We start from the raw sequence: 25339 nt of genomic DNA, 5'->3' as shown, positions 1-25339 counted from the left end.
TAAATCCGATCAAAGAACCGGATATCCTGATTCATACCGCCGGGGAAAATATAAAAATCGTTTTGATCAGTGGATGGCGAATATTTTATAGAATAAATAAAAACAAAAAACCTCACAATTTTTATTGTGAGGTTTTTTGTGAGCGCGAAAGGATTCGAACCTTTGACCGTCCCGATTACGAATCGGGATGCTCTATCCTTTGTGTTGCATGTATGAGTTTTTGAATTCTAGATTTACTTTTCCATGCCTTGATCTCTCTTTCTCTTTTATATGCTGAAGATTTTGAGTCAAAATTTTCAAAATATACTACAATCCAATCTTTAGCTTTTGAAGTATATCCTTTATGATCTGATAAATGTTTTCTTAATCTTTCCTGTAAAGGCTCTGAGGAATGTCCCACATAGAATTTATCCAAAGATTTAGAATGAAGTATATAACAATAACACATAGAACTAATATAAACAAAAAGTTCAAGATTTTCGATGAAAATAAATCGTACAGATCAATTTGTATGAAGGTAATAAAAACAAAAAACCTCACAATTTTGATTGTGAGGTTTTTTGTGAGCGCGAAAGGATTCGAACCTTTGCCGTCCCGATTGAAATCGGGATGCTCTATCCTGTTTGATTCATTAAAATTGTTGGATTGTAAAATAAAATTGTAAGCTTTTAAAAACAAAAAACCTCACAATAAAAGTTGTGAGGTTTTTTGTGAGCGCGAAAGGATTCGAACCTTTGCCGTCCCGATTGAAATCGGGATGCTCTATCCTGTTTGATTCATTAAAATTGTTGGATTGTAAAATAAAATTGTAAGCTTTTAAAAACAAAAAACCTCACAATAAAAGTTGTGAGGTTTTTTGTGAGCGCGAAAGGATTCGAACCTTTGCCGTCCCGATTGAAATCGGGATGCTCTATCCTGTTTGATTCATTAAAATTGTTGGATTGTAAAATAAAATTGTAAGCTTTTAAAAACAAAAAACCTCACAATAAAAGTTGTGAGGTTTTTTGTGAGCGCGAAAGGATTCGAACCTTTGACCGTCTGCTTAGAAGGCAGATGCTCTATCCAGCTGAGCTACGCACCCTTAAAAGTTGATTCCCGCTTAGTAATAAGCACATTAAAAAGTCGGGGCGGCAGGATTCGAACCTGCGACCTCCTGGTCCCAAACCAGGCGCGATGACCGGACTACGCTACGCCCCGAATATATAGAAGAGCGGAGGGTAAGGGATTCGAACCCTTGCGACACTTTCGCGTCGACAGTTTAGCAAACTGCTCCGTTAACCACTCCGGCAACCCTCCTTTTTGTTTATTTTTTAATGATCGTTGTTCCGTTATTGCGAGTGCAAATATAGAACAGATTTCTTTATTTACCAAATAAAATTCAAGAAAATTTTGTGTATTTTTGAACTAATAAATCATCCAAAAACCAAACTGATGCGTAAAACATTATATATCATCGGATTAAGCACATTTGTTTTTTCATGTACTTCTCAGCAAAATGTGAAAAAAAATACTTACAAACCGAAAACCCCAATAACACAGGCGAAACCAACAGTTCAGACAAAACCTCCGGTTGCTCCAAAACCCAAAGTTGTATCTGATCATGGAGTAGAATTTTTTACGACCAATATAGCAGATCCAACCAAAAATGATAATACGGCGAGTTATGGTTCTATTGTATCTGCAAAACCGGGCGGATATAAAGTGGTAAAAACTTATTTTCCTGCAGTCGCCCAGAATTTCAGACAGCGTTATCTGATATTACATTATACGGCTCTTGCAGATGATAAATCGATCAGTGTTCTTACCCAACAGGCAGTAAGTGCCCATTATCTGGTAAATAATACAGGAGATAACGAGATCTACCAATTGGTAGATGAAAATAAAAGAGCATACCATGCAGGGATAAGTGCATGGAGAAATGACAAAAATCTTAATGATAATTCTATCGGTATTGAAATTGTAAATACAGGATATACTACAGATAGTACCGGTAAAAGAACTTTTGCCCCTTTTAGTGATGAGCAGGTGAAAAAAGTGGCTGCTCTGGTTAAAGATATTGTAACAAGATATCAGATCCAGCCAACAAACGTATTGGGGCATTCAGATATTGCTCCTACAAGAAAACAGGATCCGGGACCGATGTTCCCGTGGAAAAAGCTCTATGACGAATATCAGGTTGGAATGTGGTATGATGAAGCTGCTAAACAGACTTATCTTGAACCTGCACAAGCTGACCTGGCAGCAAAATATAATGAGTCCAGTTTTATTTTCCTTATTCAGACTTCATTGCAGAAATTCGGATATGCACTTGATCCTAGCGGACAATGGGATGATGCTACCAAGAAAACAATTGAAGCATTCCAGTATCACTTCCGTCCACAAAATTATGACGGAATCATGGATGCTGAAACATGGGCAATACTCCAGGCTTTAAATCAAAAATATCCAGTAAAATAATTCAAATTAAAACGCATCGGTTAGATGCGTTTTTGCTATCTTTAAACGATCAAAAACAGTAAAATATCTGTAATGGAAAATTTCAGAAAAGAAAGTGATCTATTAGGCGAACTGAATGTGCCTTTAGATGCTTATTATGGGGTTCAGACACAAAGAGCTATCGACAATTTTAAAATCTCAGGACAGCTTTTGTCTTCGTATCCGGATTTCATAAAAGGGTTGGCTTTTGTAAAAAAAGCAGCCGCAAAAACCAATTATGAATTAGGACTTCTGGACGAAAACCTGTATTTTAAAATAGCAGAAGCGTGTGATGAAATTGTAGAAGGGAAATATCATGAGCAGTTTCCGGTAGATATGATTCAGGGGGGAGCAGGAACTTCCATCAACATGAATGCGAATGAAGTGATCGCGAACATCGTATTGGAAAAATTAGGGAAAAATAAAGGAGAATACGAATTCTGTTCGCCTAATGATCATATCAACCTTTCTCAGTCTACCAATGACGCTTATCCTACAGCTATCAAAATGGGATTGCTTCAGATGAACATTGGGCTGGTAGAAAAATTAGAAAGAATTATCACTGCTTTCCGTGCAAAAGGACAGGAATTTCAGGATGTAATCAAAATGGGACGTACACAACTTCAGGATGCAGTCCCGATGACTTTAGGACAGGAATTTGAAGCATATGCAGCCACTTTGGAAGAAGACATCTCCAAACTGAATAACAATGCCAGCCTTTTTGTGGAAGTAAATATGGGAGCTACTGCCATCGGAACAGGAATAAATGCTCCGGTAGGCTATGCAGCCCTTTGTGCTAAAAACTTAGCTCAGATAACAGGATTTCCGATTGTTTCAGCACCAGACCTGGTGGAAGCTACCCCTGATACGGGATCTTATGTGATCTACTCATCAGCAATGAAACGCCTTGCTGTGAAACTGTCAAAGATCTGTAACGATTTAAGATTACTTTCATCAGGTCCAAGAGCAGGCCTTTTTGAAATTAATCTTCCGCCAATGCAGCCGGGTTCTTCTATTATGCCGGGGAAAGTAAACCCTGTAATTCCGGAAGTGGTTAACCAGGTATGTTTCAAAGTGATTGGAAACGATCTTACGGTAACTTTTGCAGCGGAAGCAGGACAGTTACAGCTGAATGTAATGGAACCGGTACTTTCTCATGCCATCATGGAAAATATTAACTTCCTTTGCAATGCTTTGGATACACTTCGCGACAAGTGTGTGGTTGGAATTACAGCCAATAAGGAAGTCTGCCTGAATATGGTGAAACACAGCATCGGAATTGTAACCGCATTGAATCCTTACATCGGGTACAAACAGTCTACACAGATTGCAAAAGAAGCTTTGGAAACCGGGAAAAGCGTTTACAATCTTGTTCTGGAAAAAGGAATTCTCTCTCAGGAAAAGCTGGACGAAATTCTTGATCCGAAGAACATGCTGAAACCGCATAACAAGTAAATTTTATAAACGATTAATGATCAGTGATAATAGATGCCCTCAGTGTTTTTTTATCATTGATCATTAATCATTAATCATTCATCAATTTATCATTTCCGTGAGGTTTTTAATCATTATTCCTGCCCATAACGAAGAAAACAACCTTCCATTTACTCTTGATTCTTTACAACAGCAAAGCAGCAAAGATTTTAAAGTAGTGGTAGTGAATGACGGTTCTACAGACAGAACAGCTGAGTTGATTAGGAAATATACGGAAGCTGATTCCCGTTTTGAAACGGTCAACCTTCAGAAATCTGAACATCAGCCGGGATCAAAAGTGGTTCACGCTTTCAAAAACGGACTTCAGACCCAGGCTATGGATGAATTTGATATTATCTGTAAATTTGATGCCGATATCATTCTTCCGGAAAATTATCTATCGGTAGTAGAAACAGCTTTTGCCACGCATCCGGAATTTGGATTGGTAGGAGGTCTTTTGTATATTGAAAGAGACGGAAACTGGGTATATGAGGGAAATTCCAATAAACATCATGTAAGAGGTCCTATGAAGGCCTACCGTAAAGAATGTTTTATTCAGATTGGCGGCATAAGGGAAACACTGGGCTGGGATAATATTGATTCCATTTTACTGGATAATCTTGGATGGAAAGAAGTTGTTCTTCCGGAGCTGCATGTAAAGCTGATTAAAGTAAAAGGAGCCGATTACACGATACGCCCTGCGGATTATTACGGAAAATATTTTTATTTCTTAGGACTGAACAGGTTTCTGGCATACATCGCCTCCTCAAAAGAAGCTGTGAAAAGTAAGTCTGCTTCATTTTTCTTCGATATTATCAGGTCTTATGAAAGCTGCAGATCAAAAAAATTAGAATTGAAAATTACAAAAGAAGAACAAAAAGCCGTTAATGATCAGCGTATGAAAATGTTGAAAAAGAAATGGCTGAAGATGTAAAAGATAAATTATTTTATACATTGTAAATGTGCATCAATAGAAACGGGCTTTAGCCCGTTTAATTAAAAAAAATAAAAATCCATTGGCTGTAGCCAAAACTTAAGATATAACTCCCGTTAACCCGTGAAAAAAATAGCTTACATAGAAATAGACACTCATGCGGAAATTGCTCAGGCTTTCATAGATATTATGGAGGGTTCTAAGGATTTTGCCGTAGACTATTATTTTTCAAAAAGGATAAAAGATCAGATCAGCCATCATGATGAAGCTGTTTTCTTATCAGACAGTTCCATGATTCTGGATCAGTTAAAAGGGAAAGGATATGACCTTGTGGTAATAGGAACTGTTCATCGTTATTTTAATACATTTTTTGCAGTAACAAAAAAGTACAATACAGCAGTTATTACCCATAATCTTAATTTCATAAAATCTTCAAAGCTGGATCTGATAAAAAGCGTTTTCAAAGGAGATGTTATTTTCAGGTTAAAATTGTGGCTGAAAGAAGGATTGTTGTACAAAACCAAAGTGTATCAGACATCCCGGTCACTTTTTGTACTGGATGAAGCAATGACTTCAGATCAATATCAGTATCTGCCACTGTTTTACACCAGAGATTTTGACAGGACAAAAAATGAAAATCTTATGGTCGTAATTCCCGGTGGGGTTTCACAAAAGAGAAGAGATTACGCCTATATTTTTAAAACTATTCAGAATCTCCATACAGACAGGATTTGCCAGTTTGTTTTCCTTGGAAAAGCAGGCGGACACGAGTTAAAACAACTTGAAAATCTGTCCGGAAAATTACCCGAAAACATTAAAATTACCTATTTTTCAGAAAGGGTGCCCTCCGGGGATTTTGAAAAATGGATGCAGAAAGCAGACGTTTTGTGGTGTCCGATTCAGCAGGATACAGAATTCTTCAGCATGAAAGAAACCTATGGGCTGACTAAAATGACAGGAAACCTGGGCGATGCCATAGCTTATGGGAAACTGGCTGTTTTTCCAGGAAATTATCCCTCAAAATTAGACTTTATTATTGCTGAAAAAGAAAATGTTCTTGAACAATTAAGCACTGTTTCGGAAACTCCATTTGACTTTTATACAACTTATGGCAGGAAAGAAGTTCAGAATAGACTGGAACAATTTCTAACATCTTTAATCTAAAAAAGTCTGAATTGTTCTCTTATTTTATCTTAAATACACTCTTGATAAACCTCATATTCAGATAGTCTTCAACCGGGAAAATCTTGGTGAAGTAATTTCCGATATAGATCAGTACCAAAACAACTGCAGGTTTGTAAACAAGATTAATCAGATTGCTGTTGAAATTAGGAAGAACAATGGCTACTGTAATGGCTAAAGTACAGATAATAGACACGAAAATCATTTCAATACTTAAAGGCGAAACTTTAAATACAATATAATTGAAAACAATTTTCACCACATTATAAATCGTAAGTGAAATAGCTGTAGATAAAGCAATTCCAATCAGTTTCAGAGATGTGTTTTTAATAAAATAATAATTCAGTCCGATCGTTAATCCGGCCAGTAAAAGCATGATCAGAATATTGAATCTGTAATATTTTGAGAGTGAAATAATATTTCCATTAAATCCCGTTGCAAGGTCGATCAATACGGCAGAGCCCCAGATCCATACTACCGGCTCGTACTCTCTCAGCATGGTTCCGTTCTTTGGCATAAACTGCGTCAGATATGGGAATCCCACCATAATACACGAGAACAACACAGCGCCCAGGAAATAGAGTGTTAAAGACGTCTTCTTATGGAATCTGTCCAGTTCTACCATATCTCCGTCTGCCAGATTTTTACTGATAATCGGAGCTGAAATATTGAATAGTCCCAATTGGGGGATAGAGATCAGAGAAATCAAAGCATAGAGAACGGAATATATCCCGTTTTCTTCCATTCCCATAAATTCGCCAATCATAAAACTGTTGATTGCCAGATAATTTCCAAACGTTCCCAGAAATCCAAAGAAACTGTAGTTCAGGAATTCCTTCCAGAAATTATTTTTTTTGAAATAATCTGTGCTGATGTCGAACTTTATTTTTTCCAGCTTATTGGTATAATAAATATACCCGAACAGCATGAGCGCAAATATTCCGAAGAAAAAAGCCAATGCAATATTCTGGGACAAAGAAAAATAGAAAAAAAGACAGAAAGCCCCTAGATTTGCTATTTTAGGGAAAAGATTGTCAAAGATATTCGAGACGACAATTCTTTTATAATTTGAAGTGTATTTATTGAAAATAGCACAGAGTGATAAAATTAAAATTAAGGGTAAAATAATTTTTTTAATTTTCCACGCTTCTGAATGTACAAATTTCGGATAAAAATAGGGGAGGATAAAAAATACAGTAACAAAAATGAGAAAATTGATCAGAACTGTCACAAGAGATAGTGAAAGCATATTCTGGTTTTTTCCTTCTTTCTGCAAAGCATTAAAAAATTTTACATTCGCATAAGAAATACCAAAAACAACAAAAGGAACAAGCATTTCAGCGGTTTGCATACTGTAGCGCAGCTTTCCGTAAAATTCAAAATCATTCGGAAATATGAATATTGCGGAAACGGTGCCCAGCAAAAAACCAATATAACCGATAATGGAATATTTGAAGCCTTGTCTCGCTACTACACTCATAAAGTTGTTTTAAATGTTTTTAGGTATAAAAATAATATTGTTGATGTACTGAGTTTTATTTTTTTCGTCGTTTGTATTTTGTGTAATAATATCTTCTGTAAGATCCTCCAGCGTAAAACTGTTTCTGTTCAGATATTTGGCGTCATATCCCCAGCTCATCACTTCGGATATCTCATTCCAGATCGGCGTTTCATGGTGTCTTTGTTCCATCTCAACCATCAGGGTTGGTTTGAACTGTCTGATAGTTTCTCTCGCTCCGGAAAGAGTCTTTATTTCATTTCCTTCAACGTCTATTTTGATAAAATCAAGTCTGTTGAAATGTTCAAGTGCTGCCCATTCATCAAGCTTGATCACTTTTACTTTCTCTGTATAACTTTTCTCTTCTCCCTTCTCTTTGTAAGCCGTGTTTAAAGTACCGCGGGAAGCAACCGTTTTTCCGTTTATAATAGGTACTTTGAACTCAGCAATTCTGTTTTCGTCAGAAAGAGCAAGAGGAAAGATATGCATGGCTGGAAACAGTCTTTTCAATCGTGTGCAAAGCTTTTTATTAGGCTCAAAACCATAAATATGGTCATGATTTAACGTTTTTTCCAACTGATAAAGGAAAGTTCCTACATTCGCACCAATATCAAGGATTACAGCATTTTTAGAAAGGTATTCTTTGATCCATACCAGTTCCGGTTCTACATTACGTTCCGAAAAGTTGTTTTTATTAAGATTATTTAAAGTTTTAAAATATCTTTTTTTGTAAAAATTCGGGCTTATGTATTGTAGTTTCTCTGCAATTTTTTGGTATAAAGACATTGTTGGCTTTTTGGCGAACAGCAAAGATACATAAAAATGTAAAACTTTTCTTAAAAAATGTTAATTGTAATAGCTTGATTTTCAGTACTGAATTTTAAAATTTGATTTTGTAACCCCATTGAATTTTAAGATATTCTCAATTTGTCACAGAGACATCTTTATCTCTGCAACACATGTTTTAAACATCGTGGCCAGCGAGAATACACGCAGTTGTCTGTTGAATCTGCGATTTATGATCAGAAATTAAAGCAGAGGCGTATTCAGGAAATCATTGAAAGGTTTCATCAGCTTGAAAACTTGGGTCATATTTTTTACCGCATTTTTGTCCAGTACTTCCTCATCTTTCAGAGAGTATATCACAATAAAGTTTTTAAGCTTGAGGTATTCTGCCATAGGGTCTTCCTTTTCAAAACCTTGAGGGACTTTCTTCAGTTTATCGTCCTGATCAAGCTCCGGAAAATGTTTTTTAAAATCTTTATTATTGAGAATTTTCAGGAAATCATCTCCATACAAAGAAATTTCCTTACGGACTTCTTTCAGGACAGAAGATTCCGGCATATAGATTCCTCCGGCTAAAAAGGATTTCCCAGGTTCCAGGTGAAGATAATAACCTCCTTTCTGATTTCCTTTTCCCATTCCCAGGGACGCTCCGAAATTGGTTTTATAAGGTGACTTGTCTTTCGAAAAACGGGTATCCCTGTAAATCCTGAACAGGGCTTTTTTACTGTCTATTCTGGCAAGTTCTTCATCAAAACCGGACATCTCTCTGATGAGCTCATCCAGAAAGGAAACCACATTTTGCTGCGATTCTGTGTACAAGTTTTTATTGTCATTAAACCACTCGCGGTTATTGTTTTTGTTTAACTTTTTTAAAAAATCAAATGTTTGGGAAGAAATACTTGAAGACATATTGTAATAGGTGTTTTTTTGTTATTAAGTGAGATTCAAAATCTATCCTTAATCCTGGATTTCGTACCCAGGATCCCGAATCAAAGTCTCGATGTCGAATCTCGCAACCCGAACCCCGAATCCCACAACTCAAATGTACAAAAACTATTAACTTCGGGACAATGTTCAATAGCGATAAATAAGAATATGAAAAACAAAAATTTGCATTTCATGGCTTTATTTTTGAAAATTCATAAATAACACGGAAAAAATTAATCCAATTTAATAAAAAAAAATAATGTTTAACAACTTTTTAAACCAAGGCTTCTTTTTTTAGATTTAATTTTCCAAAAATCAAAGATATATTACAGGATTGTGAATTTAAGTTTGCATATTTAAAAATTTATTCAAAAACAAATCAAATATTTATTGTATCTTTGCAAAAATTTTAAAATAGTTAATGAATTTATTTACGGAAACCAATTTAAGTCCTGATATCCTTAAGGCAATTGGCGAACTGGGTTACGAAAGCCCAACAGAAATCCAAAAACAGACTATCCCTTTTATTCTTTCAGATATTCGCGACTTGATCGCACTTGCGCAGACAGGGACAGGCAAAACAGCAGCGTTTTCGCTTCCGATTTTGGATATGATTGACGATACGAGTCGCAAAATCCAATTATTGGTGCTTTGTCCGACACGGGAATTATGTCTTCAGATTTCGAAGGACATAAAGAATTACTCTAAGTATATGAAAGACATCAAGACAACTGCGGTTTATGGTGGAAGTAGTATTGTAGAGCAGATGAGATCTTTGAAGGATAAACCACAAATTATCGTGGGAACTCCGGGAAGAGTAATTGATCTTATCAACAGAAAAGCATTAGATTTTTCTGCTATTCATTGGTTAGTATTAGACGAAGCTGATGAAATGCTTTCTATGGGATTCAAGGACGAATTGGAAACCATTCTAAGCGAAACTCCGGAAACAAAACAAACTTTCTTATTCTCTGCAACGATGAATAAAGAAGTGGAAAGAATTTCCAAAAATTATCTTACAAAACCACATCGTATTTCAGTAGGTTCTATCAACGAAGTGAAGAAGAACATTACACACGAATACTATGTTGTAGGATACCGTCAGAAAAAAGAAGCATTGAAGAGACTTATCGATGCAAATCCAAACCAGTATTCCATTATCTTCTGCAGAACGAGAATGGAAACTCAGGAGGTTGCTGATTTCTTAATGCAGAACGGATATGCAGCTGATGCTCTTCACGGTGATCTTTCTCAGGCGCAGAGAGATACGGTAATGAAGAAATTCAGATTGAAAAACATCGATATTCTTGTAGCGACAGACGTTGCAGCAAGAGGATTGGATGTAAACTCTCTTACACACGTTATTCACTTCTCTTTACCAGATGATCCTGAAGTATTCGTTCACAGAAGCGGAAGAACAGGTAGAGCTGGAAAAGACGGTATTTCTATGGCTTTAATCAAGCCTGAAGAAAGCAGAAAGCTGAAGCAGATCAAATCTGCAACGAAAATTGAAATCCACGAAAGATTTATCCCTACAGGTGATGATATTATCAAAGCTCAGGTAGGAGGTGTATTTGAAAAATTATTGACAGAGCACGAAGATCTTTTCGAATTTGATGATAGCTTGATCCCGGATCTGAGCAACTTTACAAAAGAAGAACTGGTACACCAGCTTCTACAGTTCCAGCTGAGAGATCTTGCTTTATACTACAAAGACAAGCACGACCTTGTTGAGCAGAAATTAAGCAGCAGAGATGACGATTACTCAAGAAGAGACCGTGGACGTGACAGAGACAGAGATAGAGGTCGCGACAGAGATCGTGGACGTGACAGAGACAGAGATCGTGGCGGAAAACCAAGAAGAAGAGATGAAAACATGGTAAGATTCTTCTTCAACCTTGGTAAAAAAGACCACCTGAAGAAACTTGATGTTTTAGATATTATCAACAAAGCTACTGCTGGAGGAAAAACCAAAAAAAGAGCGGAAATCGGTGATATTGAAATCTTAGAGAAATTCTCTTTCTTCGAAGTTGAAAAATCGTTCAAAGACAATGTATTGAGTAATATTCAATCTATGAAGTTCAAAGGAAAAGATATGCGAGCTGAAGTAGCTAACTAATCTCATCCTATACCATACAAAACCGGCATTAATGCCGGTTTTTTTGTTTGATAATCAGTAGTTAAGCGAATGTTAACAAAACTTAATGTTATATAGTTTCACGTGCAATCCTTTTTTAAGAAATTTGCACACGAATTATAAATACTAAAAAATGGGAATTGGTAATATTTTCCACGCTTTTCAACCAAAAGATAAAATCTTCTTTGTACTTTTCGAAAAAGTAACTGAAAATCTAGTTGCAATGTCAGAAGAATTCAACACTGGAATCAAGGATTTCGATCTTAATGACGATTCAATGTTGAAGAAAATGAGCGACTTCGAACACAAGAATGATGAACTTACTCACGAAATTTTCGTAGAATTAGGGAAAAACTTCATTACACCTTTTGACCGTGAGGATATCCACACATTGGCAACAGGACTGGATGATATCGCTGATTATATCTACGCTTCCACAAAATATATTTTCCTTTACAAATCACCGGAGATGAAGGCGTATTCAGACTTCTCTTTATTGATCCACAAAGCATGTCTTGAAATTCAGAATGCGATGAAAAACCTTAAAGGTTTCAAAAACATGGAGCAGGTGAAAGAAGCTTGTATTAAGGTGAACTCTATTGAGAATATTGCTGACGATTTGCTTTCCAACTCAATGGTAGAATTATTCGAAACCAATGATGCTATCAACATTATTAAAGTTTCATCCGTATTAAACTACCTTGAAATTGTAACAGACAAAGCAGAAGATGTTGCCAATACGATTGAGAACATCATGATTAAATACGCCTAATACATAGCAAAAAATGGAATTTCCGATTTTACTTGTAGTTATTATTGCGCTGGCCCTGATTTTCGATTATATCAATGGTTTTCATGATGCTGCCAACTCAATTGCAACTATAGTTTCTACAAAAGTTTTAACTCCATTCCAGGCTGTACTTTGGGCGGCGCTTTGGAACTTTGCCGCATTCTTTATTGCTGCTTATATTATTGGAGAATTCAAAATTGGTAACACGATTGCCAAAACAGTTAACGAGAATTTTATCACCCTTGAAGTTATATTTTCCGGCCTTGTGGCCGCTATTGCCTGGAACCTGCTTACATGGTGGTTCGGGATCCCTTCATCATCATCACACACGCTGATCGGAGGATTCCTGGGAGCGGCTCTTATGCATGCTTTCATGATGGATTATCATGATGTGGCAGCAGCGCAGCCGGATCTGGGAATGTGGGGTACTGTTAAAGAAGCTTTCAATCAGGTTACCCACCAGAGTGTAGTGAAATTTGATAAAGTAATTCCTATCTTCCTGTTCATTTTTATGGCTCCGATTATAGGGATGATTATTTCAATCATCATTACCCTGATCATTGTACACCTTTATAAAAGATCAAACCCGCACAAGGCAGACCAGTCTTTCAAAAGATTACAGCTGGCTTCATCCGCTTTATTCAGCTTGGGGCACGGTTTGAACGATGCACAGAAAGTAATGGGAATCATTGGTGCAGCAGTAATCTATTACCACGTTAATATGCTTCAGGATGTTCAGTATCTGAATATTCCTTCTGCAGAACGTTTTGATTATTTTGCGCAGCATTATATCTGGGTTCCTCTGGTTTCGTTCCTTGCTATTGGTTTAGGTACCATGAGCGGTGGTTGGAAGATCATCAAAACAATGGGTACCAAAATTACTAAAGTAACTTCATTAGAAGGGGTAAGTGCAGAAACTGCAGGTGCTATTACTTTATTCATCACAGACCACTTTGGTATTCCTGTATCTACAACCCATACGATTACAGGTTCTATCATCGGGGTAGGATTAACAAAAAGAATTTCAGCGGTAAGATGGGGAATCACTGTAAGCTTACTTTGGGCCTGGGTTCTTACCATTCCAATCTCTGCAATTGTTGCAGGAATTACCTATCTTGTGGTAACCTTCGTTTTCTAGAAAAACAAATCATATAATTATACAAACTTTGTCCTTTTGGGCAAAGTTTTTTGTTTTATAAAGCCTTGAAAAATCGTATTTTTGTTCAAATTATAAGATTTTATGGAATTTTTAGACAGATACCAGCAGATTGTTGCAGATGCCATCACTAAATATACTTTTAAAGATAAACCTTCGGAGCTCTACGAGCCGATGAATTATATTATTTCCCATGGTGGAAAACGTCTTCGTCCTATTATGGTGCTGATGGCATGTGAGATGTTCGGTGGAGATCTTAAACAGGCCATCAAGCCGGCGTTGGCTATCGAGTTTTTCCATAACTTCACCCTGATCCATGATGATATTATGGACGAAGCTCCTTTGAGAAGAAACAAGCCAACTATTCATACTTTACATGGTCTTAACGTAGGAATTCTTTCCGGAGACGGACTGATGCTGAAAGCCTATAAATTTTTTGAAGATCTTGAACCTGAAATTTTCAAGGCATGTATCAGAATATTTACCCACACAGGACTTTTGTTATGTGAAGGACAGCAGTATGATATCAACTTTGAAACTCAGAAGGATGTTACTTTTGATGATTATATCAGAATGATTACCTACAAAACCGGAGTGTTGAGTGCTTCTTCATTTGAAATCGGAGCTTTGATTGCAAAAGCAGATTTTAAAGATGCGAAAGCTATTTTCAATTTCGGAAAACATATCGGAATTGCCTTCCAGATTATGGATGATTATCTTGATGTATTCGGAGATCAGGCACAGTTTGGAAAAAAACATGCCGGAGATATTTATGAAAATAAAAAAACCGTTCTGTATCTGTTAGCAAGAGAACATGCTACAGATGAAGAAAGAAAAGAACTGGATTACTGGTATTCTAAAAAGACGGAAAACGTTGATAAAGTGTACGGAGTAGAAAAGATTTTCAGAAGAACAAAAGTGGATGAAAAAGCATTACGACTGATTGAAAAACACAATGAAATCGGACAAAGCTATCTTCAGAAAATAGATGTTCCGGAAGAAAAGAAAAAACCTTTTATCGAACTGGCCAATTATTTGTTGAGAAGAGAAAGTTAATATAGGTAACAGATGGCAGGCCGCAGGTAGCAGCAATTACCTGCAGCCTGTTTCCTGCAGCCTAGCCCTTATACAATGAAATTCAGAACAGAAGTTGATATTTCCGAATCAGAAAAGAAGATTGAGATTGAAGATAAAATATTTTCAATAGGCTCATGTTTTGCCTCTGAAATGACAGATTTATTGCAGGACGGACAGCTTCAGACCCTCAATAATCCTTTCGGGACTATTTTTAATCCTTATTCCATCAATCATGCTATCAACAGATTACATGATTCTGCATTTTATGAAGAAGAGGAACTGATTACCTACAATGAAGAATATATCTCTCTGGATCATCACTCCAGTTTTGATACCCGTTATATTCATCAGACCCTGGATAAGATTAACGGTGCTATTGAAGCAGGAAATGCCTTTCTTCAGGAAGCCGACTGGATTATTATCACCTACGGATCTTCATTCATCTATGAATTTCTTCCCAAGAAAAAGCTGGTAGCCAACTGCCATAAAATTCCGCAAAAGTTTTTTGAGAAAAGACTGCTGTCCCATCAGGAACTTACCAGTTCAATTTACCAGACTATTCTGGACCTTAAAGACATTTGTAAAGAAGGAGTTCAAATCCTGTTTACCGTTTCTCCCGTAAGACATACCAAGGATGGAATGGTAGAAAATCAGTTAAGCAAATCAAAACTGATTACAGCCATTCATGAGTCAATCTCAATGTTTGAAGACTGTCATTATCTGCCTGTCTATGAGGTTTTGATGGATGATCTCCGGGATTACCGTTTTTACAAAGAAGATATGATCCATCCCAGCGCACAGGCGGTTAATTATATTTTTGAGAAATTTGGAAGGTCTTATTTTTCCGAAGAAACCCAGAATTTTATCAAAGAAAATTTTAAGATTATCAAAGCTCTTGAACATAAGACCAGCGATAAGAAAGATCCCAAGTTTATAGAATTCAGAGAAAAACTGGATCAAAGAATTGAAGCACAGCGTAAAAAAGTAAAACATAAAATATTTTAAATGCCTGATTTTACCAGAATTGATTATCTGAAGGATGGAAATGAAAGACAGAAAAGAGCTTATGAAATTCTTACAAAGCATCGTGTCTTTGAGAAACTGAAAGATTATTCACCGATTCTGGCCGGAACTGTTCCCATAGAAATTGATATCAAAGGAAGTGATCTGGATCTTATTTTCGAGGTGGATTTAAAATTTGAACAAGACTTTCTGGATGATTTACTATTTTGTCAGCTCATTCCTCAAGACGCAGAAGTGGAATATCCTATCGTAAACGGTGAAAAATGCATTACATTAAATTTTATGCTTGATGGTTTTCCCATCGAGATTTTCGGACAGAATAAACCTACAATAGAGCAAAACGCTTATCTTCATATGGTTGCCGAATACATAATATTACAGGAAAAAGGAGAAAAATTCAAACAAAAAATAATAGAGCTTAAAAAGCAAGGAATAAAGACAGAACCCGCTTTCGGAATATTGCTGGGACTTGAAAACCCCTATGAAGATCTATTGAAATTTTAAATAAAATGATTGATACACATACACATCTATACGCAGAAGAATTTGATGAAGACAGAAAAGAAGCTATTCAGAGAGCTTTAGATAAAGGAATTACAGAATTCTACCTTCCGGCTATTGACTCAGAGTCTCATGAGAAAATGCTGCAGCTGGAAACAGAATATCCGGGGCAGATTTTTTCTATGATGGGATTACATCCTTGCTATGTAAAACAGGAATCCTGGGAAAAAGAACTTGAAATCGTAAAAAATTATCTTGATCAAAGACATTTTCCTGCGATAGGAGAGATCGGAATAGATCTGTACTGGGATAAAACAACACTCGATATTCAGGTGAAAGCCTTTGAGCAGCAGATCGACTGGGCCATAGAAAAAGATCTTCCAATTGTCATTCATACAAGAGAAAGTTTTGATGAGACATTTGAGGTTTTAGAAAGAAAAAAACATCCTAAATTAAGAGGAATTTTCCATTGTTTTTCAGGGAATCTGGAACAGGCACAACATGCTATTGATCTTAATTTTATCTTAGGAATCGGTGGAGTAGTCACTTTTAAAAATGGAAAAATAGATCAGTTTCTGAACGAAGTTCCATTGGATAAAATTGTTCTGGAAACAGATTCTCCTTATCTCGCACCGGTTCCTCACAGAGGCAAAAGAAATGAAAGTTCTTATCTTGATCTGGTAGCCGGAAAACTGGTGAATATTTATGGAAAAGACTTTACAGAGATAGACCGTATCACAACAGAGAATGCAAAAAATCTTTTTAAGTAAAGCGGCTGGAAGCTGGAAGACAGAAGCTGGAGGTTACTGTTAGTCTTATAATTTCTGGCAGTTATTGTTATAACCTCAATAACTTCCCTCTTCCAGCTCCCAGCTTCCAGACTCTATTAAAACCTGCAATTCTTATCCCGAATTCAGCCAAGTTAAGCAATATAAGCTTTAATAATAAGATAAATAAACCCCTTTTCAACACTGAAAAGGAGTTTGTTTTTTATTTTTTTCTTGTGAAATTCTTATTCTTAGGCTTTTTAAAACCTAGAGAAGCTCCCGCAGAAGGCTTTTTACGGTTATTATTAGACCTTGAATTATTGCTGTTTTCTGTTTTAGGCTTTCCACCGCCGGCAGGAACAGGTTTGTTATTCGAATCCCTCTTCTGTGCCACCAGATCATCTGTATGGAACGGATGATCCTTGATCACAGGAATTTTTTTGCCGATCAGCTTTTCTGTATTCTTTAAATTCAGAAGATCAAGTCCGTCTACAAAAGAAATAGAGGTTCCTTCAGCTCCGGCTCTTCCTGTTCTTCCGATTCTGTGTACATAGGTTTCAGAAACATCAGACAGTTCAAAATTGATTACGAACTTCAATTCATCAATATCAATTCCTCTGGCTGCAATATCTGTCGCCACAAGAACCCTTGTTTTTCCGGATTTGAAATTGTTCAACGCATTTTGTCGTGCATTCTGAGATTTGTTACCGTGAATCGCTTCTGCAGAGATATTATCTTTCTGAAGTTTTCTTGAAATCTTATCCGCGCCATGCTTCGTTCTGGCAAAAACCAGTACAGAATCTGAAATATCATTTTGAAGAATGTGAGAAAGCAAATTCAGTTTGTTATCTTTTTCTACAAAATATACAGATTGTTTGATGGTATCTGCTGTAGAAGAAACCGGAGTTACCTCCACTTTCACAGGATTATTCAGGATAGAATTAGCCAGTTTCTGAATTTCAGCCGGCATTGTTGCCGAAAAGAATAAAGTCTGTCTCTTCTGAGGTAAAAGTTTAATAACTCTTTTTACATCATGTACAAATCCCATATCCAGCATTCTGTCTGCTTCATCAAGAACAAAAATTTCAAGGTTTTTCAGGCTGATGATTCCCTGAGCAATAAAGTCCAGAAGTCTTCCTGGTGTTGCTACCAGAATATCAACCCCTTTTCTCAAAGCAGCTTCCTGATTTCCTTGTTTTACGCCTCCGAAAATAACAAGTTGTTTTAGCGGAAGATATTTACCGTAAGCATTAATGTTTTCCTCAATCTGAATGGCCAGTTCTCTGGTGGGGGTAAGGATTAAGGCTTTTATATGTTTATTGGGAATTTTATTTTTGGATAAATTCTGTAGGATAGGGATGGAAAAAGCGGCTGTTTTTCCTGTTCCTGTCTGCGCACAACCTAAAAAGTCTCTGCCTTCTAAAATATCAGGAATAGATCTTTCCTGGATAGGAGTCGGAGTCGTGTAGCCCTGCTCCTGGATTGCTTTTGCAATAGGTTCTATTAAGTTTAAGTCTGTAAAATTCAAATGAATTATTTTAAAATTTAAATAAAAATTCCTTCAGTCTGAAAGAATTACATTCTGCAAAGGTAGTCTAAATATTTTTAAGTATCTTTTTCCACTTTTTTAGACTTATTGCCTATTGAAAAACAGAAATGGCCACCCGAATGTGAGCCGCCATTTTTTTCTGTTAGATATCTGCAGTTTATTTAAATTTATATCCTACGCCAGCCTGAAGAAATCCCATTTTAATGGGAACTGCATTGCTTTTATTCATTTCTATAAAATTGAAATTGTATCTGGCGTCAACAAAAAACTTTTGATTAATCTTAAATTCTGCACCTAGAAATGGAAATAAATTCAAGGTTTTTAAAGATTCGTAATTGTGCGTTTCAGCCTCATCAAAAACAGTATTCATTTTTACTTTGGATGATATATTAAATCCTAAGTTCATCCCTACAGAAGCAGAAAGCTCCGAAACAATATAATATTTTACTGAAATGGGAACCTGTATCTGGTTGAATTTATAATTAAAGTTCATGTTACCCATGTTTACCACTTCGTTGCCTACCAGCTCATACCAGGGATAAGCGTCTTTACCACCCAGTTGTGTATATAATACTTCAGCCTGCAAGCCAAATTTAGAGGACAAAGGTTGCTCGGCCAGGATTCCGGCGTAGAAATAAGATTTTGAATCGAGTTGTGTGTTAAAGAATTTCATGCTGGATAAGGTATATCCTCCTTTTACTCCAAAGCTCATCGATTCGGAAGTTGTTTGTGCATTACTTATTGTTGATAAAACAAATGCCAGAGCGATAAAAATGTTCTTCTTCATGTTTTTTTGAATGGTTAATAGTTCTGTAAAATAATAATTCCTCCCAAAAGAAGGAATTATTGCGGTAAAGATAGTTTAAATATTTTTATAAGGCTTATTTCACTTTAGTCCATTCCTGGTTTTTTCTCAGATTTTCAAAAAACTGGTACACTTCTGAGAGTTTCTCGCTTCCACGTTTTCCATAATCTTCTACATTTTTTGAAGTTCCGTCAGCAAATTTGATTCTTAAATAGGAAGTTGGAAGATCGGTAATATTGTGTTCACCGTATTTATCATTCAAACCTTTTACATTTAATCCGTCCAGTAAAGTGATTAATTTATTGTAATCCTCTTCCTTAATGGTTCCTTTAAAAGTTCCTTCACGTGGCTTTGAAAACTCATCTTTCGAAGGTTTATCATTAAAATTAAAATGTTCTGCTTCAAAAACCGCAGTTCTGTCCGGATTGATCGTCATTTTAAAAACAGGACAGAATCCAAAACATGGAGTCGCCTCATATTCAATGGCAGCATATTTTGAATTTACTTTTTGAGAAGTTGTACAGGATGTCAAAAACACAAATGCACAAATGGCTAGCAAATATTTCATAGTTTTTTCAATTTCAGAGGATCTCCCAATAATTGTTCCAAAAGAGAAAATTTCTTTTGTTTTTATGTTAAATCAGTTTAAATTTTTATTGAACAATTAAGATCCAATGAAAATGTTAAGAAAAATCCATTCTTAATGGTTTAAAATGTAGAAAAATATCAGAATTATATACAGAAAAATAGCCTCAGGAAAACCTAAGACTATTTTGTATGTTGCAGTTTTATTTTATGAAAAAACAGAACTGATGAATCAATATTTCTATCCGTGCAATTGTTTCCAGATGGCATCCTTAAGTTCCATAAGGCCTTCTCCGGTAACACCTGAAAAGAATAAAGGCTGCTTGTTCTCCGGGAACTCTGCTGCAATTTCCTTTTTCAGTTCATCATCCAGAAGGTCAGATTTTGAAATAGAAACAATGAAGTCTTTATCCAGAAGTTCAGGATTGTACTCCTTCAGTTCATTTTCAAGTATCTTAAACTCGTTGAAATGATCTTCGGAATCAGCCGGAATTAAGAATAAAAGGATGGAATTTCTTTCAATATGTCTCAGGAATCTGTGTCCTAAACCTTTTCCTTCCGCTGCTCCTTCAATAATTCCCGGAATATCAGCCATTACAAATGATTTGTAATTTCTGTAATCAACAATTCCGAGGTTAGGAGTCAGTGTCGTAAAGGCATAATTGGCAATTTTTGGTTTTGCCGCAGAAACAGATGCTAAAAGTGTAGATTTTCCGGCATTCGGAAACCCAACCAGACCTACATCTGCCAAAATTTTAAGTTCGAAAACGATATACCCTTCTTCTCCCGGAAGACCTGGCTGTGCATATCTGGGGGTCTGATTCGTAGAAGACTTGAAGTGCTCGTTTCCTAGACCTCCTTTACCACCATGCATCAGGATGATTTCCTGTCCGTCTTCTAAAATTTCACCAATAATTTCGCCTTCTTCATTTTTGGCAATAGTTCCCACCGGAACCTCAATATAAACATCAGCTCCGTAGGCTCCGGTAAGCTGGTTTTTTCCTCCGTTTTCACCACGTTCTGCTTTTACGTGACGGGTGTATCGGAGTGGAAGCAAAGTCCATTCATTGGCATTTCCTTTCATAATGATATGACCTCCACGACCTCCGTCGCCTCCGTCAGGACCACCTTTAGGAATATACTTTTCACGGCGAAGGTGGGCAGAACCAGCACCTCCGTGTCCGCTTTTACAATGGATCTTTACGTAATCTACAAAATTAGACATATAGTTTGTGTTGCGGGCTGAGGATTACAGGATGAAATTTCAATCCCGTACCCATATCCCGATTATTTAATTTTCTCTACCTCAGCGAAAAGTTTTTGGGAAATCTCATCAATTTCTCCAACACCGTTTACCTCTACATATTTTCCCTGCTTCTTATAAAGCTCGGCAACTTCTGCTGTTTTGGTATAATATTCTTTAATTCTGTTTTCGATGATCTCTACATTGCTGTCGTCTGATCTTCCGCTGGTTTCACCTCTTTTCAGAAGTCTTTCCACCAAAATTTTGTCCTCTACTACCAATGAAAGACAGATATCAATCTCGTCATTCAGTACTTCTTTAACGATCATTTCCAAAGCTTCTGTCTGCGCAGTTGTTCTTGGATATCCGTCAAAAATAAAACCGTTGGTATCAGTAGGTTTTTTGATCTCATCGATCAGCATATCTGTTGTTACCTGATCCGGAACCAATTCTCCCTTATCGATGTATGATTTAGCCAGTTTTCCAAGTTCAGTGTCATTTTTCATGTTGTATCTGAAAAGATCACCTGTTGAAACCTGTTTTAAATTGAATTTTTCGATCAGATTCTGAGCTTGTGTTCCTTTTCCACTTCCTGGAGGGCCGAACAGAACAATGTTTATCATAATGTTGATTCGCTTTAGGCAACTGGCATTTTGCTTCTGGCTTTTAGCTTTTGGCGGTTTGCTCTTTGCTTTCAGCTTTTTTAAGTTATTATTAAATTTATTTCTTTATATAATTTTAAGCTAAAAGCTATCAGCTAATAGCCAACAGCGTTTAATGGTTGATTTGTCCGTCTTCCAGCTGATATAAATTCGGAAGGTTTCTACCCAATTCGTCATAATCCAGTCCATATCCAAGCACAAACTTGTTAGGAATTTCCTTTCCGATATAATCCAGTTTGAAATCTTTCTTGTAAATCTCCGGTTTCAGCAGGAAACTAGCCAGTTTTACAGATTTAGGACGTTGTGTTTCTTTGAAATATTTGAAAAGACTTTCAACGGTATTTCCTGTATCTACAATATCTTCAACAAGAATAATATGACGGTCTCTTACATCTTTGGTAAGCTCCATTTTCTGATAAACGATCCCTGTAGACTCAGTTCCTACGTAAGAACTCATTTGAATGAAGGCAATTTCGCATTCTCCCGGGTAATATTTTAAAAGATCTGAGAAGAACATCACCACCCCATTTAAAACCCCAATGAAAACAGGAACTTCGTCCTTGTAATCTTCATAAATTCTTAACGCTGTCTCTTTTACAATTTCCTGAATTTCGGCATCCTTTAAATAAGGAACGAAAGTTTTGTCGTGAACTTTAATGCTTTCCATAAAATTTTTAGTAGTTGGCAAAGTTACGGATTTTTGATTAAAATACTTTCCTGTTTTTGTCAGTTCGAAAGTTAAAAGGTATTGCAACAACAAAATTGAATATTACAGCGAAGTATGTTTAAATAGTAAGAATGATAAGATTTTTAATTAGATAGAATGATATAGCCTTAAAAAAAGGATTTTTAAAGGGATTAAAAAAAGGTGTTTGAAATAAGGCAGAACAATATGATGATAAATGTCTTGTGTTTTTTGTGAAGAATTATATATTCCGGAAAATGAGTATCTTTGTACTTTCAAAACCTAAAATACAGACATGTAGGATATAATTTCTTTCAGATTCAATAAATGGCAACGCCAGTGTTGCAGGTGTTTAATTATACTATTTAAGAAAGAAATCATGATTTTACTGCAAAATATATCCTTTGGGTTTCCGGGAGGAAATCTTCTATTTAATCATATCAATGTAACAATACAGGCTCATACCAGATCTGCTTTGCTAGGCAGTAACGGCATGGGGAAATCAACTCTGCTGAAAATAATCGCAGACGAAATACAACCTTCAGAAGGCAGCGTTAATATCCAGGGCGATATTTTTTATGTGCCTCAGATGTTTGGAAATTGTAATCATCTTACCATCGCGGAATGTCTGAAAATAGATCAGAAATTATATGCCCTCCAGAAAATTACCAATGGAGAGGTGGATGAAATTTATTTTGAAATGCTCAATGATGACTGGGACATTGAAGATCGGTGTAAGCAGGCTCTGGAGCATTGGGGACTCGCGAATTTTGATTTAACTCAAAAGCTTGAAGGCTTGAGTGGCGGCCAGAAGACGAAAGTTTTTCTTGCCGGAATTCAGATCAATCAACCTGATATTATCATATTGGATGAACCGACCAATCACCTGGATAGGGAAGGAAGAAAACTCTTGTATGACCTTATTGACAAAACAGATTCAACAGTAGTTATCGTAAGCCACGACCGTACTTTGCTCAATCTTGTGGATACAATATTTGAGTTAAGTAATCAGGGAATTGCAACTTATGGTGGAAACTATGACTTTTATGCCGAACAGAAAGAAGTGGAGGAGGAAGCATTGCAAAATGATATCCATTCCAAAGAGCGGGCTTTAAAAAAAGCAAAAGAAAAAGAACGGGAAACCCTGGAAAGAAAACAAAAGCTGGATGCACGAGGTAAAGGCAAGCAGGAAAAATCCGGAGTAGCAAGGATTATGATGAATACCCTTCGGAATAATGCGGAAAAAAACAGTTCAAAACTGAAAAATGTCCATGCTGAGAAAATAAGTGGTATTTCCGGTGACTTGAGAGACTTGCATTCCTCCTTAAAGAATTTTGAGCAGATGAAAGTGAATTTTAATGATTCCAATCTGCATTCAGGGAAAGTCCTGATTACAGCCGAAGATCTCAACTTCAGTTATGGAAAAGGGAAACTCTGGAAAGAAAATCTTAATCTTGAAATCAGCAGTGGAGACAGAATTTCAATAAAAGGAGGAAACGGTTCAGGAAAAACGACGCTGATAAAACTTTTGTTAGGAAGTCTTCAGCCTCCGGAAGGGAGAATAAAAAAAGCAGATTTCAACGGTATTTACATTGATCAGGAATATTCTCTGATTGATAATAACTCAACGTTGTATGATTTTGTACAGACTTTCAATGACAGTGCCATGCAGGAATCAGAAGTCAAAACATTACTGTCCAGATTTTTGTTCGGAAAAGATACCTGGGATAAAAAATGCGGTATGCTGAGTGGAGGAGAGCGTTTACGGTTACTTCTCTGCGGGCTTTCCATCAGCAATAAAGCACCGGATATGATCATCCTTGATGAGCCTACCAATAATCTTGATCTGCAGAATGTAGAAATTCTCACCCATTCTATCAAAGATTATCATGGAACCCTGCTGGTGATTTCCCACGATGAAGTTTTTCTTCAGGAGATTGGAATTGACAGAGAATTGATGCTGGGGTAATTATTATATTTCTTACAAATCATACAAAATCCTTTAGGTATTCAAGAGAGGTAGGCTTTATCCCGTCTATCAATAAGATTAGAATCCATCGGCTTTAGCCGAAACTTATACAGAAATTCCAGATAATTGCTATCTGGAATTTATTCTTTGTGATTATTGATTTTAAATATCCACTTATAAATTTCCGTCAGAACCTCTTCTCTTATGGATTCGTTCAAAATCTCATGACGCATTTCCGGATACATCTTTACGTCTACATTTTCAAAACCATCAGCTTTTAAGTTGTCAACCGTATGCATGACTCCTTTTCCAAAGTCACCAATCGGGTCATTCTGTCCGCTTACAAATAAAAAAGGAAATGATTTAGAAATAGGTGCAGCCCAGTTTCTTGCAGTCGCCTTTTTATAAACGGTAAATAAAGTATAAAAAGCATTATGGGTGAACGGAATTCCGCAAAGTTCATCCTGTTCAAAAGCCTTTCTGTTTTCAGGATTAATACTGAGCCAGCTGGTATCACCGAAGTCTTTATCTTTTTTAAAATGCTTGTTATTGACACTCGTAAAAACAGAATTCAAAAAAGTACGGTGACGAGGAGCGATAGCTGTGGCTAATGACAAATAACCTCTCAATATATCGATTCCCGGTAAAGGTCCGCCGGTTCCTGTAATGATAGCCCCGGAAAATTTACTGCTTGCTTTTTGAAGAAGACATCGTGTAATAAAAGATCCCATAGAATGGCCCAGAATAAAATGGGGGACATCCGGATATTGTTCTGCAAGATAATCAGCCATCATTTCGGCATCGGCTACAAGCCTTTCATCCGGTTTTTCAAGCTGGAAGAAACCAATATCTTTTTTCTCTTTTACCGATTTTCCATGTCCCAGGTGATCATAGGTCAATACAGCAATTCCATGAGCCGCAAAATATTCTGCAATCTCTGCATATCTTCCGCTGTGTTCCTGCATTCCGTGAACAATAAGTAGCGTGGCTTTCACAGAAGCTGCATACGGATAAAATAAAGTGTAAAAGAGTTGGGTTTGATCGTTTGTGGTTGCAGGTAGATAACCTGATTTTTGGAGTGATCTCATGGGGGATTCTCTTTTGGGTTAGAGGGT

The 25339-nt window shown here is 36.6% G+C and carries 23 protein-coding genes and 3 tRNA genes; 12 read left to right on the top strand and 14 right to left on the bottom strand.

The features are described from left to right. Window positions 1-175: 175 nt before the first annotated feature. The 4 genes from DEU40_RS16215 to DEU40_RS16200 all read right to left on the bottom strand — a co-directional run bounded on the left by DEU40_RS16215 (window position 176) and on the right by DEU40_RS16200 (window position 1296). The gene (locus DEU40_RS16215; protein WP_110010805.1) at window positions 176-448 is read right to left on the bottom strand and encodes a GIY-YIG nuclease family protein; all 273 of its coding nucleotides are present in this window, start codon (window positions 446-448) and stop codon (window positions 176-178) included. A gap of 559 nt (window positions 449-1007) precedes the next feature. Next, a tRNA-Arg gene (locus DEU40_RS16210) sits at window positions 1008-1081 on the bottom strand. Between the two features lie 41 nt (window positions 1082-1122). Then, a tRNA-Pro gene (locus tag DEU40_RS16205) sits at window positions 1123-1197 on the bottom strand. A gap of 14 nt (window positions 1198-1211) precedes the next feature. After that, window positions 1212-1296: transfer RNA gene (locus DEU40_RS16200), tRNA-Ser, on the bottom strand. A 135-nt stretch (window positions 1297-1431) separates the two neighbouring features. Here DEU40_RS16200 and DEU40_RS16195 point away from each other — a divergent pair. The 4 genes from DEU40_RS16195 to DEU40_RS16180 all read left to right on the top strand — a co-directional run bounded on the left by DEU40_RS16195 (window position 1432) and on the right by DEU40_RS16180 (window position 6046). After that, a complete protein-coding gene (locus DEU40_RS16195; protein ID WP_110010804.1) occupies window positions 1432-2457 on the top strand; it encodes an N-acetylmuramoyl-L-alanine amidase in 1026 nt (341 codons plus the stop codon). A gap of 72 nt (window positions 2458-2529) precedes the next feature. Continuing rightward, window positions 2530-3930, top strand: a complete 1401-nt coding sequence (aspA, locus tag DEU40_RS16190) for an aspartate ammonia-lyase (RefSeq protein WP_110010803.1) — start codon at window positions 2530-2532, stop codon at window positions 3928-3930. A gap of 97 nt (window positions 3931-4027) precedes the next feature. After that, the gene (locus DEU40_RS16185) at window positions 4028-4882 is read left to right on the top strand and encodes a glycosyltransferase (protein ID WP_110010802.1); all 855 of its coding nucleotides are present in this window, start codon (window positions 4028-4030) and stop codon (window positions 4880-4882) included. A gap of 123 nt (window positions 4883-5005) precedes the next feature. Continuing rightward, window positions 5006-6046, top strand: a complete 1041-nt coding sequence (locus tag DEU40_RS16180; RefSeq protein WP_110010801.1) for a hypothetical protein — start codon at window positions 5006-5008, stop codon at window positions 6044-6046. Window positions 6047-6065: 19 nt separating this feature from the next. On the opposite strand, the gene DEU40_RS16175 is transcribed toward DEU40_RS16180, so the two are convergent. The 3 genes from DEU40_RS16175 to DEU40_RS16165 all read right to left on the bottom strand — a co-directional run bounded on the left by DEU40_RS16175 (window position 6066) and on the right by DEU40_RS16165 (window position 9257). Then, entirely contained in the window at window positions 6066-7544 is a 1479-nt protein-coding gene (locus tag DEU40_RS16175) for a lipopolysaccharide biosynthesis protein (RefSeq protein WP_110010800.1), read from the bottom strand. Between the two features lie 9 nt (window positions 7545-7553). Continuing rightward, complete coding sequence (locus DEU40_RS16170) at window positions 7554-8348, bottom strand: FkbM family methyltransferase (protein WP_110010799.1); 795 nt, start codon at window positions 8346-8348, stop codon at window positions 7554-7556. A gap of 243 nt (window positions 8349-8591) precedes the next feature. Further along, window positions 8592-9257 carry a DUF2461 domain-containing protein gene (locus DEU40_RS16165; protein WP_110010798.1) on the bottom strand — a complete coding sequence of 222 codons (666 nt, stop codon included), beginning with the start codon at window positions 9255-9257 and terminating at the stop codon, window positions 8592-8594. A 439-nt stretch (window positions 9258-9696) separates the two neighbouring features. Between DEU40_RS16165 and DEU40_RS16160 the strand changes: the two genes are divergently transcribed. The 7 genes from DEU40_RS16160 to DEU40_RS16130 all read left to right on the top strand — a co-directional run bounded on the left by DEU40_RS16160 (window position 9697) and on the right by DEU40_RS16130 (window position 16729). Further along, window positions 9697-11394: a DEAD/DEAH box helicase gene (locus tag DEU40_RS16160; RefSeq protein ID WP_110010797.1), complete on the top strand. Its 1698-nt coding sequence runs from the start codon at window positions 9697-9699 to the stop codon at window positions 11392-11394. Between the two features lie 151 nt (window positions 11395-11545). After that, window positions 11546-12184 (top strand): DUF47 domain-containing protein, encoded by a 639-nt coding sequence (locus tag DEU40_RS16155; RefSeq protein WP_027374906.1) that lies wholly within the window; start codon window positions 11546-11548, stop codon window positions 12182-12184. A gap of 13 nt (window positions 12185-12197) precedes the next feature. Continuing rightward, window positions 12198-13340 carry an inorganic phosphate transporter gene (locus tag DEU40_RS16150; protein WP_110010796.1) on the top strand — a complete coding sequence of 381 codons (1143 nt, stop codon included), beginning with the start codon at window positions 12198-12200 and terminating at the stop codon, window positions 13338-13340. A 102-nt stretch (window positions 13341-13442) separates the two neighbouring features. Continuing rightward, complete coding sequence (locus tag DEU40_RS16145; RefSeq protein ID WP_110010795.1) at window positions 13443-14414, top strand: polyprenyl synthetase family protein; 972 nt, start codon at window positions 13443-13445, stop codon at window positions 14412-14414. 75 nt (window positions 14415-14489) lie between these two features. After that, window positions 14490-15440, top strand: coding sequence for a GSCFA domain-containing protein (locus DEU40_RS16140; protein WP_110010794.1), 951 nt, complete (start codon window positions 14490-14492; stop codon window positions 15438-15440). Then, window positions 15441-15962 carry a DUF4269 domain-containing protein gene (locus tag DEU40_RS16135; RefSeq protein WP_110010793.1) on the top strand — a complete coding sequence of 174 codons (522 nt, stop codon included), beginning with the start codon at window positions 15441-15443 and terminating at the stop codon, window positions 15960-15962. It begins immediately after the preceding gene. A gap of 5 nt (window positions 15963-15967) precedes the next feature. After that, complete coding sequence (locus DEU40_RS16130) at window positions 15968-16729, top strand: TatD family hydrolase (RefSeq protein ID WP_110010792.1); 762 nt, start codon at window positions 15968-15970, stop codon at window positions 16727-16729. 220 nt (window positions 16730-16949) lie between these two features. On the opposite strand, the gene DEU40_RS16125 is transcribed toward DEU40_RS16130, so the two are convergent. The 6 genes from DEU40_RS16125 to DEU40_RS16100 form a co-directional block, all read right to left on the bottom strand. Continuing rightward, window positions 16950-18254 (bottom strand): DEAD/DEAH box helicase, encoded by a 1305-nt coding sequence (locus DEU40_RS16125; protein ID WP_110010791.1) that lies wholly within the window; start codon window positions 18252-18254, stop codon window positions 16950-16952. A gap of 178 nt (window positions 18255-18432) precedes the next feature. Continuing rightward, window positions 18433-19062 carry a porin family protein gene (locus DEU40_RS16120; RefSeq protein ID WP_110010790.1) on the bottom strand — a complete coding sequence of 210 codons (630 nt, stop codon included), beginning with the start codon at window positions 19060-19062 and terminating at the stop codon, window positions 18433-18435. A 94-nt stretch (window positions 19063-19156) separates the two neighbouring features. Beyond that, window positions 19157-19648 (bottom strand): DUF6438 domain-containing protein, encoded by a 492-nt coding sequence (locus tag DEU40_RS16115; RefSeq protein WP_110010789.1) that lies wholly within the window; start codon window positions 19646-19648, stop codon window positions 19157-19159. 258 nt (window positions 19649-19906) lie between these two features. Then, the gene (gene obgE, locus DEU40_RS16110; protein ID WP_110010788.1) at window positions 19907-20890 is read right to left on the bottom strand and encodes a GTPase ObgE; all 984 of its coding nucleotides are present in this window, start codon (window positions 20888-20890) and stop codon (window positions 19907-19909) included. 62 nt (window positions 20891-20952) lie between these two features. Then, window positions 20953-21531, bottom strand: coding sequence for an adenylate kinase (locus DEU40_RS16105; protein ID WP_110010787.1), 579 nt, complete (start codon window positions 21529-21531; stop codon window positions 20953-20955). 151 nt (window positions 21532-21682) lie between these two features. Further along, window positions 21683-22237 (bottom strand): phosphoribosyltransferase, encoded by a 555-nt coding sequence (locus DEU40_RS16100; protein ID WP_047374145.1) that lies wholly within the window; start codon window positions 22235-22237, stop codon window positions 21683-21685. Between the two features lie 397 nt (window positions 22238-22634). Here DEU40_RS16100 and DEU40_RS16095 point away from each other — a divergent pair, with 397 nt between their 5' ends. Then, entirely contained in the window at window positions 22635-24224 is a 1590-nt protein-coding gene (locus DEU40_RS16095; RefSeq protein WP_110010786.1) for an ABC-F family ATP-binding cassette domain-containing protein, read from the top strand. A gap of 140 nt (window positions 24225-24364) precedes the next feature. Here DEU40_RS16095 and DEU40_RS16090 read toward each other — a convergent pair whose 3' ends face one another. Beyond that, complete coding sequence (locus DEU40_RS16090; RefSeq protein ID WP_110010785.1) at window positions 24365-25312, bottom strand: alpha/beta fold hydrolase; 948 nt, start codon at window positions 25310-25312, stop codon at window positions 24365-24367. Window positions 25313-25339 lie beyond the last annotated feature (27 nt).

Origin of the sequence: Chryseobacterium sp. AG844 (genome assembly GCF_003182335.1) — a bacterium.
Classification (GTDB): Bacteria; Bacteroidota; Bacteroidia; order Flavobacteriales; family Weeksellaceae; genus Chryseobacterium; species Chryseobacterium cupriresistens.
Note: the sequence above shows the minus strand (reverse complement) of the source record. Positions and strands in the feature narration are given on the sequence as shown.

What these genes read in the sequence shown, in the direction of transcription:
- aspA (WP_110010803.1), top strand. Translation starts at nt 2,530, where the DNA reads ATGGAAAATTTCAGAAAAGAAAGTGATCTATTAGGCGAACTGAATGTG.
- DEU40_RS16095 (WP_110010786.1), top strand. Translation starts at nt 22,635, where the DNA reads ATGATTTTACTGCAAAATATATCCTTTGGGTTTCCGGGAGGAAATCTT.
- DEU40_RS16100 (WP_047374145.1), bottom strand. Translation starts at nt 22,237, where the DNA reads ATGGAAAGCATTAAAGTTCACGACAAAACTTTCGTTCCTTATTTAAAG.
- DEU40_RS16115 (WP_110010789.1), bottom strand. Translation starts at nt 19,648, where the DNA reads ATGAAATATTTGCTAGCCATTTGTGCATTTGTGTTTTTGACATCCTGT.
- DEU40_RS16165 (WP_110010798.1), bottom strand. Translation starts at nt 9,257, where the DNA reads ATGTCTTCAAGTATTTCTTCCCAAACATTTGATTTTTTAAAAAAGTTA.
- DEU40_RS16160 (WP_110010797.1), top strand. Translation starts at nt 9,697, where the DNA reads ATGAATTTATTTACGGAAACCAATTTAAGTCCTGATATCCTTAAGGCA.
- DEU40_RS16130 (WP_110010792.1), top strand. Translation starts at nt 15,968, where the DNA reads ATGATTGATACACATACACATCTATACGCAGAAGAATTTGATGAAGAC.
- DEU40_RS16120 (WP_110010790.1), bottom strand. Translation starts at nt 19,062, where the DNA reads ATGAAGAAGAACATTTTTATCGCTCTGGCATTTGTTTTATCAACAATA.
- DEU40_RS16090 (WP_110010785.1), bottom strand. Translation starts at nt 25,312, where the DNA reads ATGAGATCACTCCAAAAATCAGGTTATCTACCTGCAACCACAAACGAT.
- DEU40_RS16195 (WP_110010804.1), top strand. Translation starts at nt 1,432, where the DNA reads ATGCGTAAAACATTATATATCATCGGATTAAGCACATTTGTTTTTTCA.
- DEU40_RS16135 (WP_110010793.1), top strand. Translation starts at nt 15,441, where the DNA reads ATGCCTGATTTTACCAGAATTGATTATCTGAAGGATGGAAATGAAAGA.
- DEU40_RS16155 (WP_027374906.1), top strand. Translation starts at nt 11,546, where the DNA reads ATGGGAATTGGTAATATTTTCCACGCTTTTCAACCAAAAGATAAAATC.
- DEU40_RS16215 (WP_110010805.1), bottom strand. Translation starts at nt 448, where the DNA reads ATGTGTTATTGTTATATACTTCATTCTAAATCTTTGGATAAATTCTAT.
- DEU40_RS16105 (WP_110010787.1), bottom strand. Translation starts at nt 21,531, where the DNA reads ATGATAAACATTGTTCTGTTCGGCCCTCCAGGAAGTGGAAAAGGAACA.
- DEU40_RS16175 (WP_110010800.1), bottom strand. Translation starts at nt 7,544, where the DNA reads ATGAGTGTAGTAGCGAGACAAGGCTTCAAATATTCCATTATCGGTTAT.
- DEU40_RS16170 (WP_110010799.1), bottom strand. Translation starts at nt 8,348, where the DNA reads ATGTCTTTATACCAAAAAATTGCAGAGAAACTACAATACATAAGCCCG.
- obgE (WP_110010788.1), bottom strand. Translation starts at nt 20,890, where the DNA reads ATGTCTAATTTTGTAGATTACGTAAAGATCCATTGTAAAAGCGGACAC.
- DEU40_RS16150 (WP_110010796.1), top strand. Translation starts at nt 12,198, where the DNA reads ATGGAATTTCCGATTTTACTTGTAGTTATTATTGCGCTGGCCCTGATT.
- DEU40_RS16140 (WP_110010794.1), top strand. Translation starts at nt 14,490, where the DNA reads ATGAAATTCAGAACAGAAGTTGATATTTCCGAATCAGAAAAGAAGATT.
- DEU40_RS16145 (WP_110010795.1), top strand. Translation starts at nt 13,443, where the DNA reads ATGGAATTTTTAGACAGATACCAGCAGATTGTTGCAGATGCCATCACT.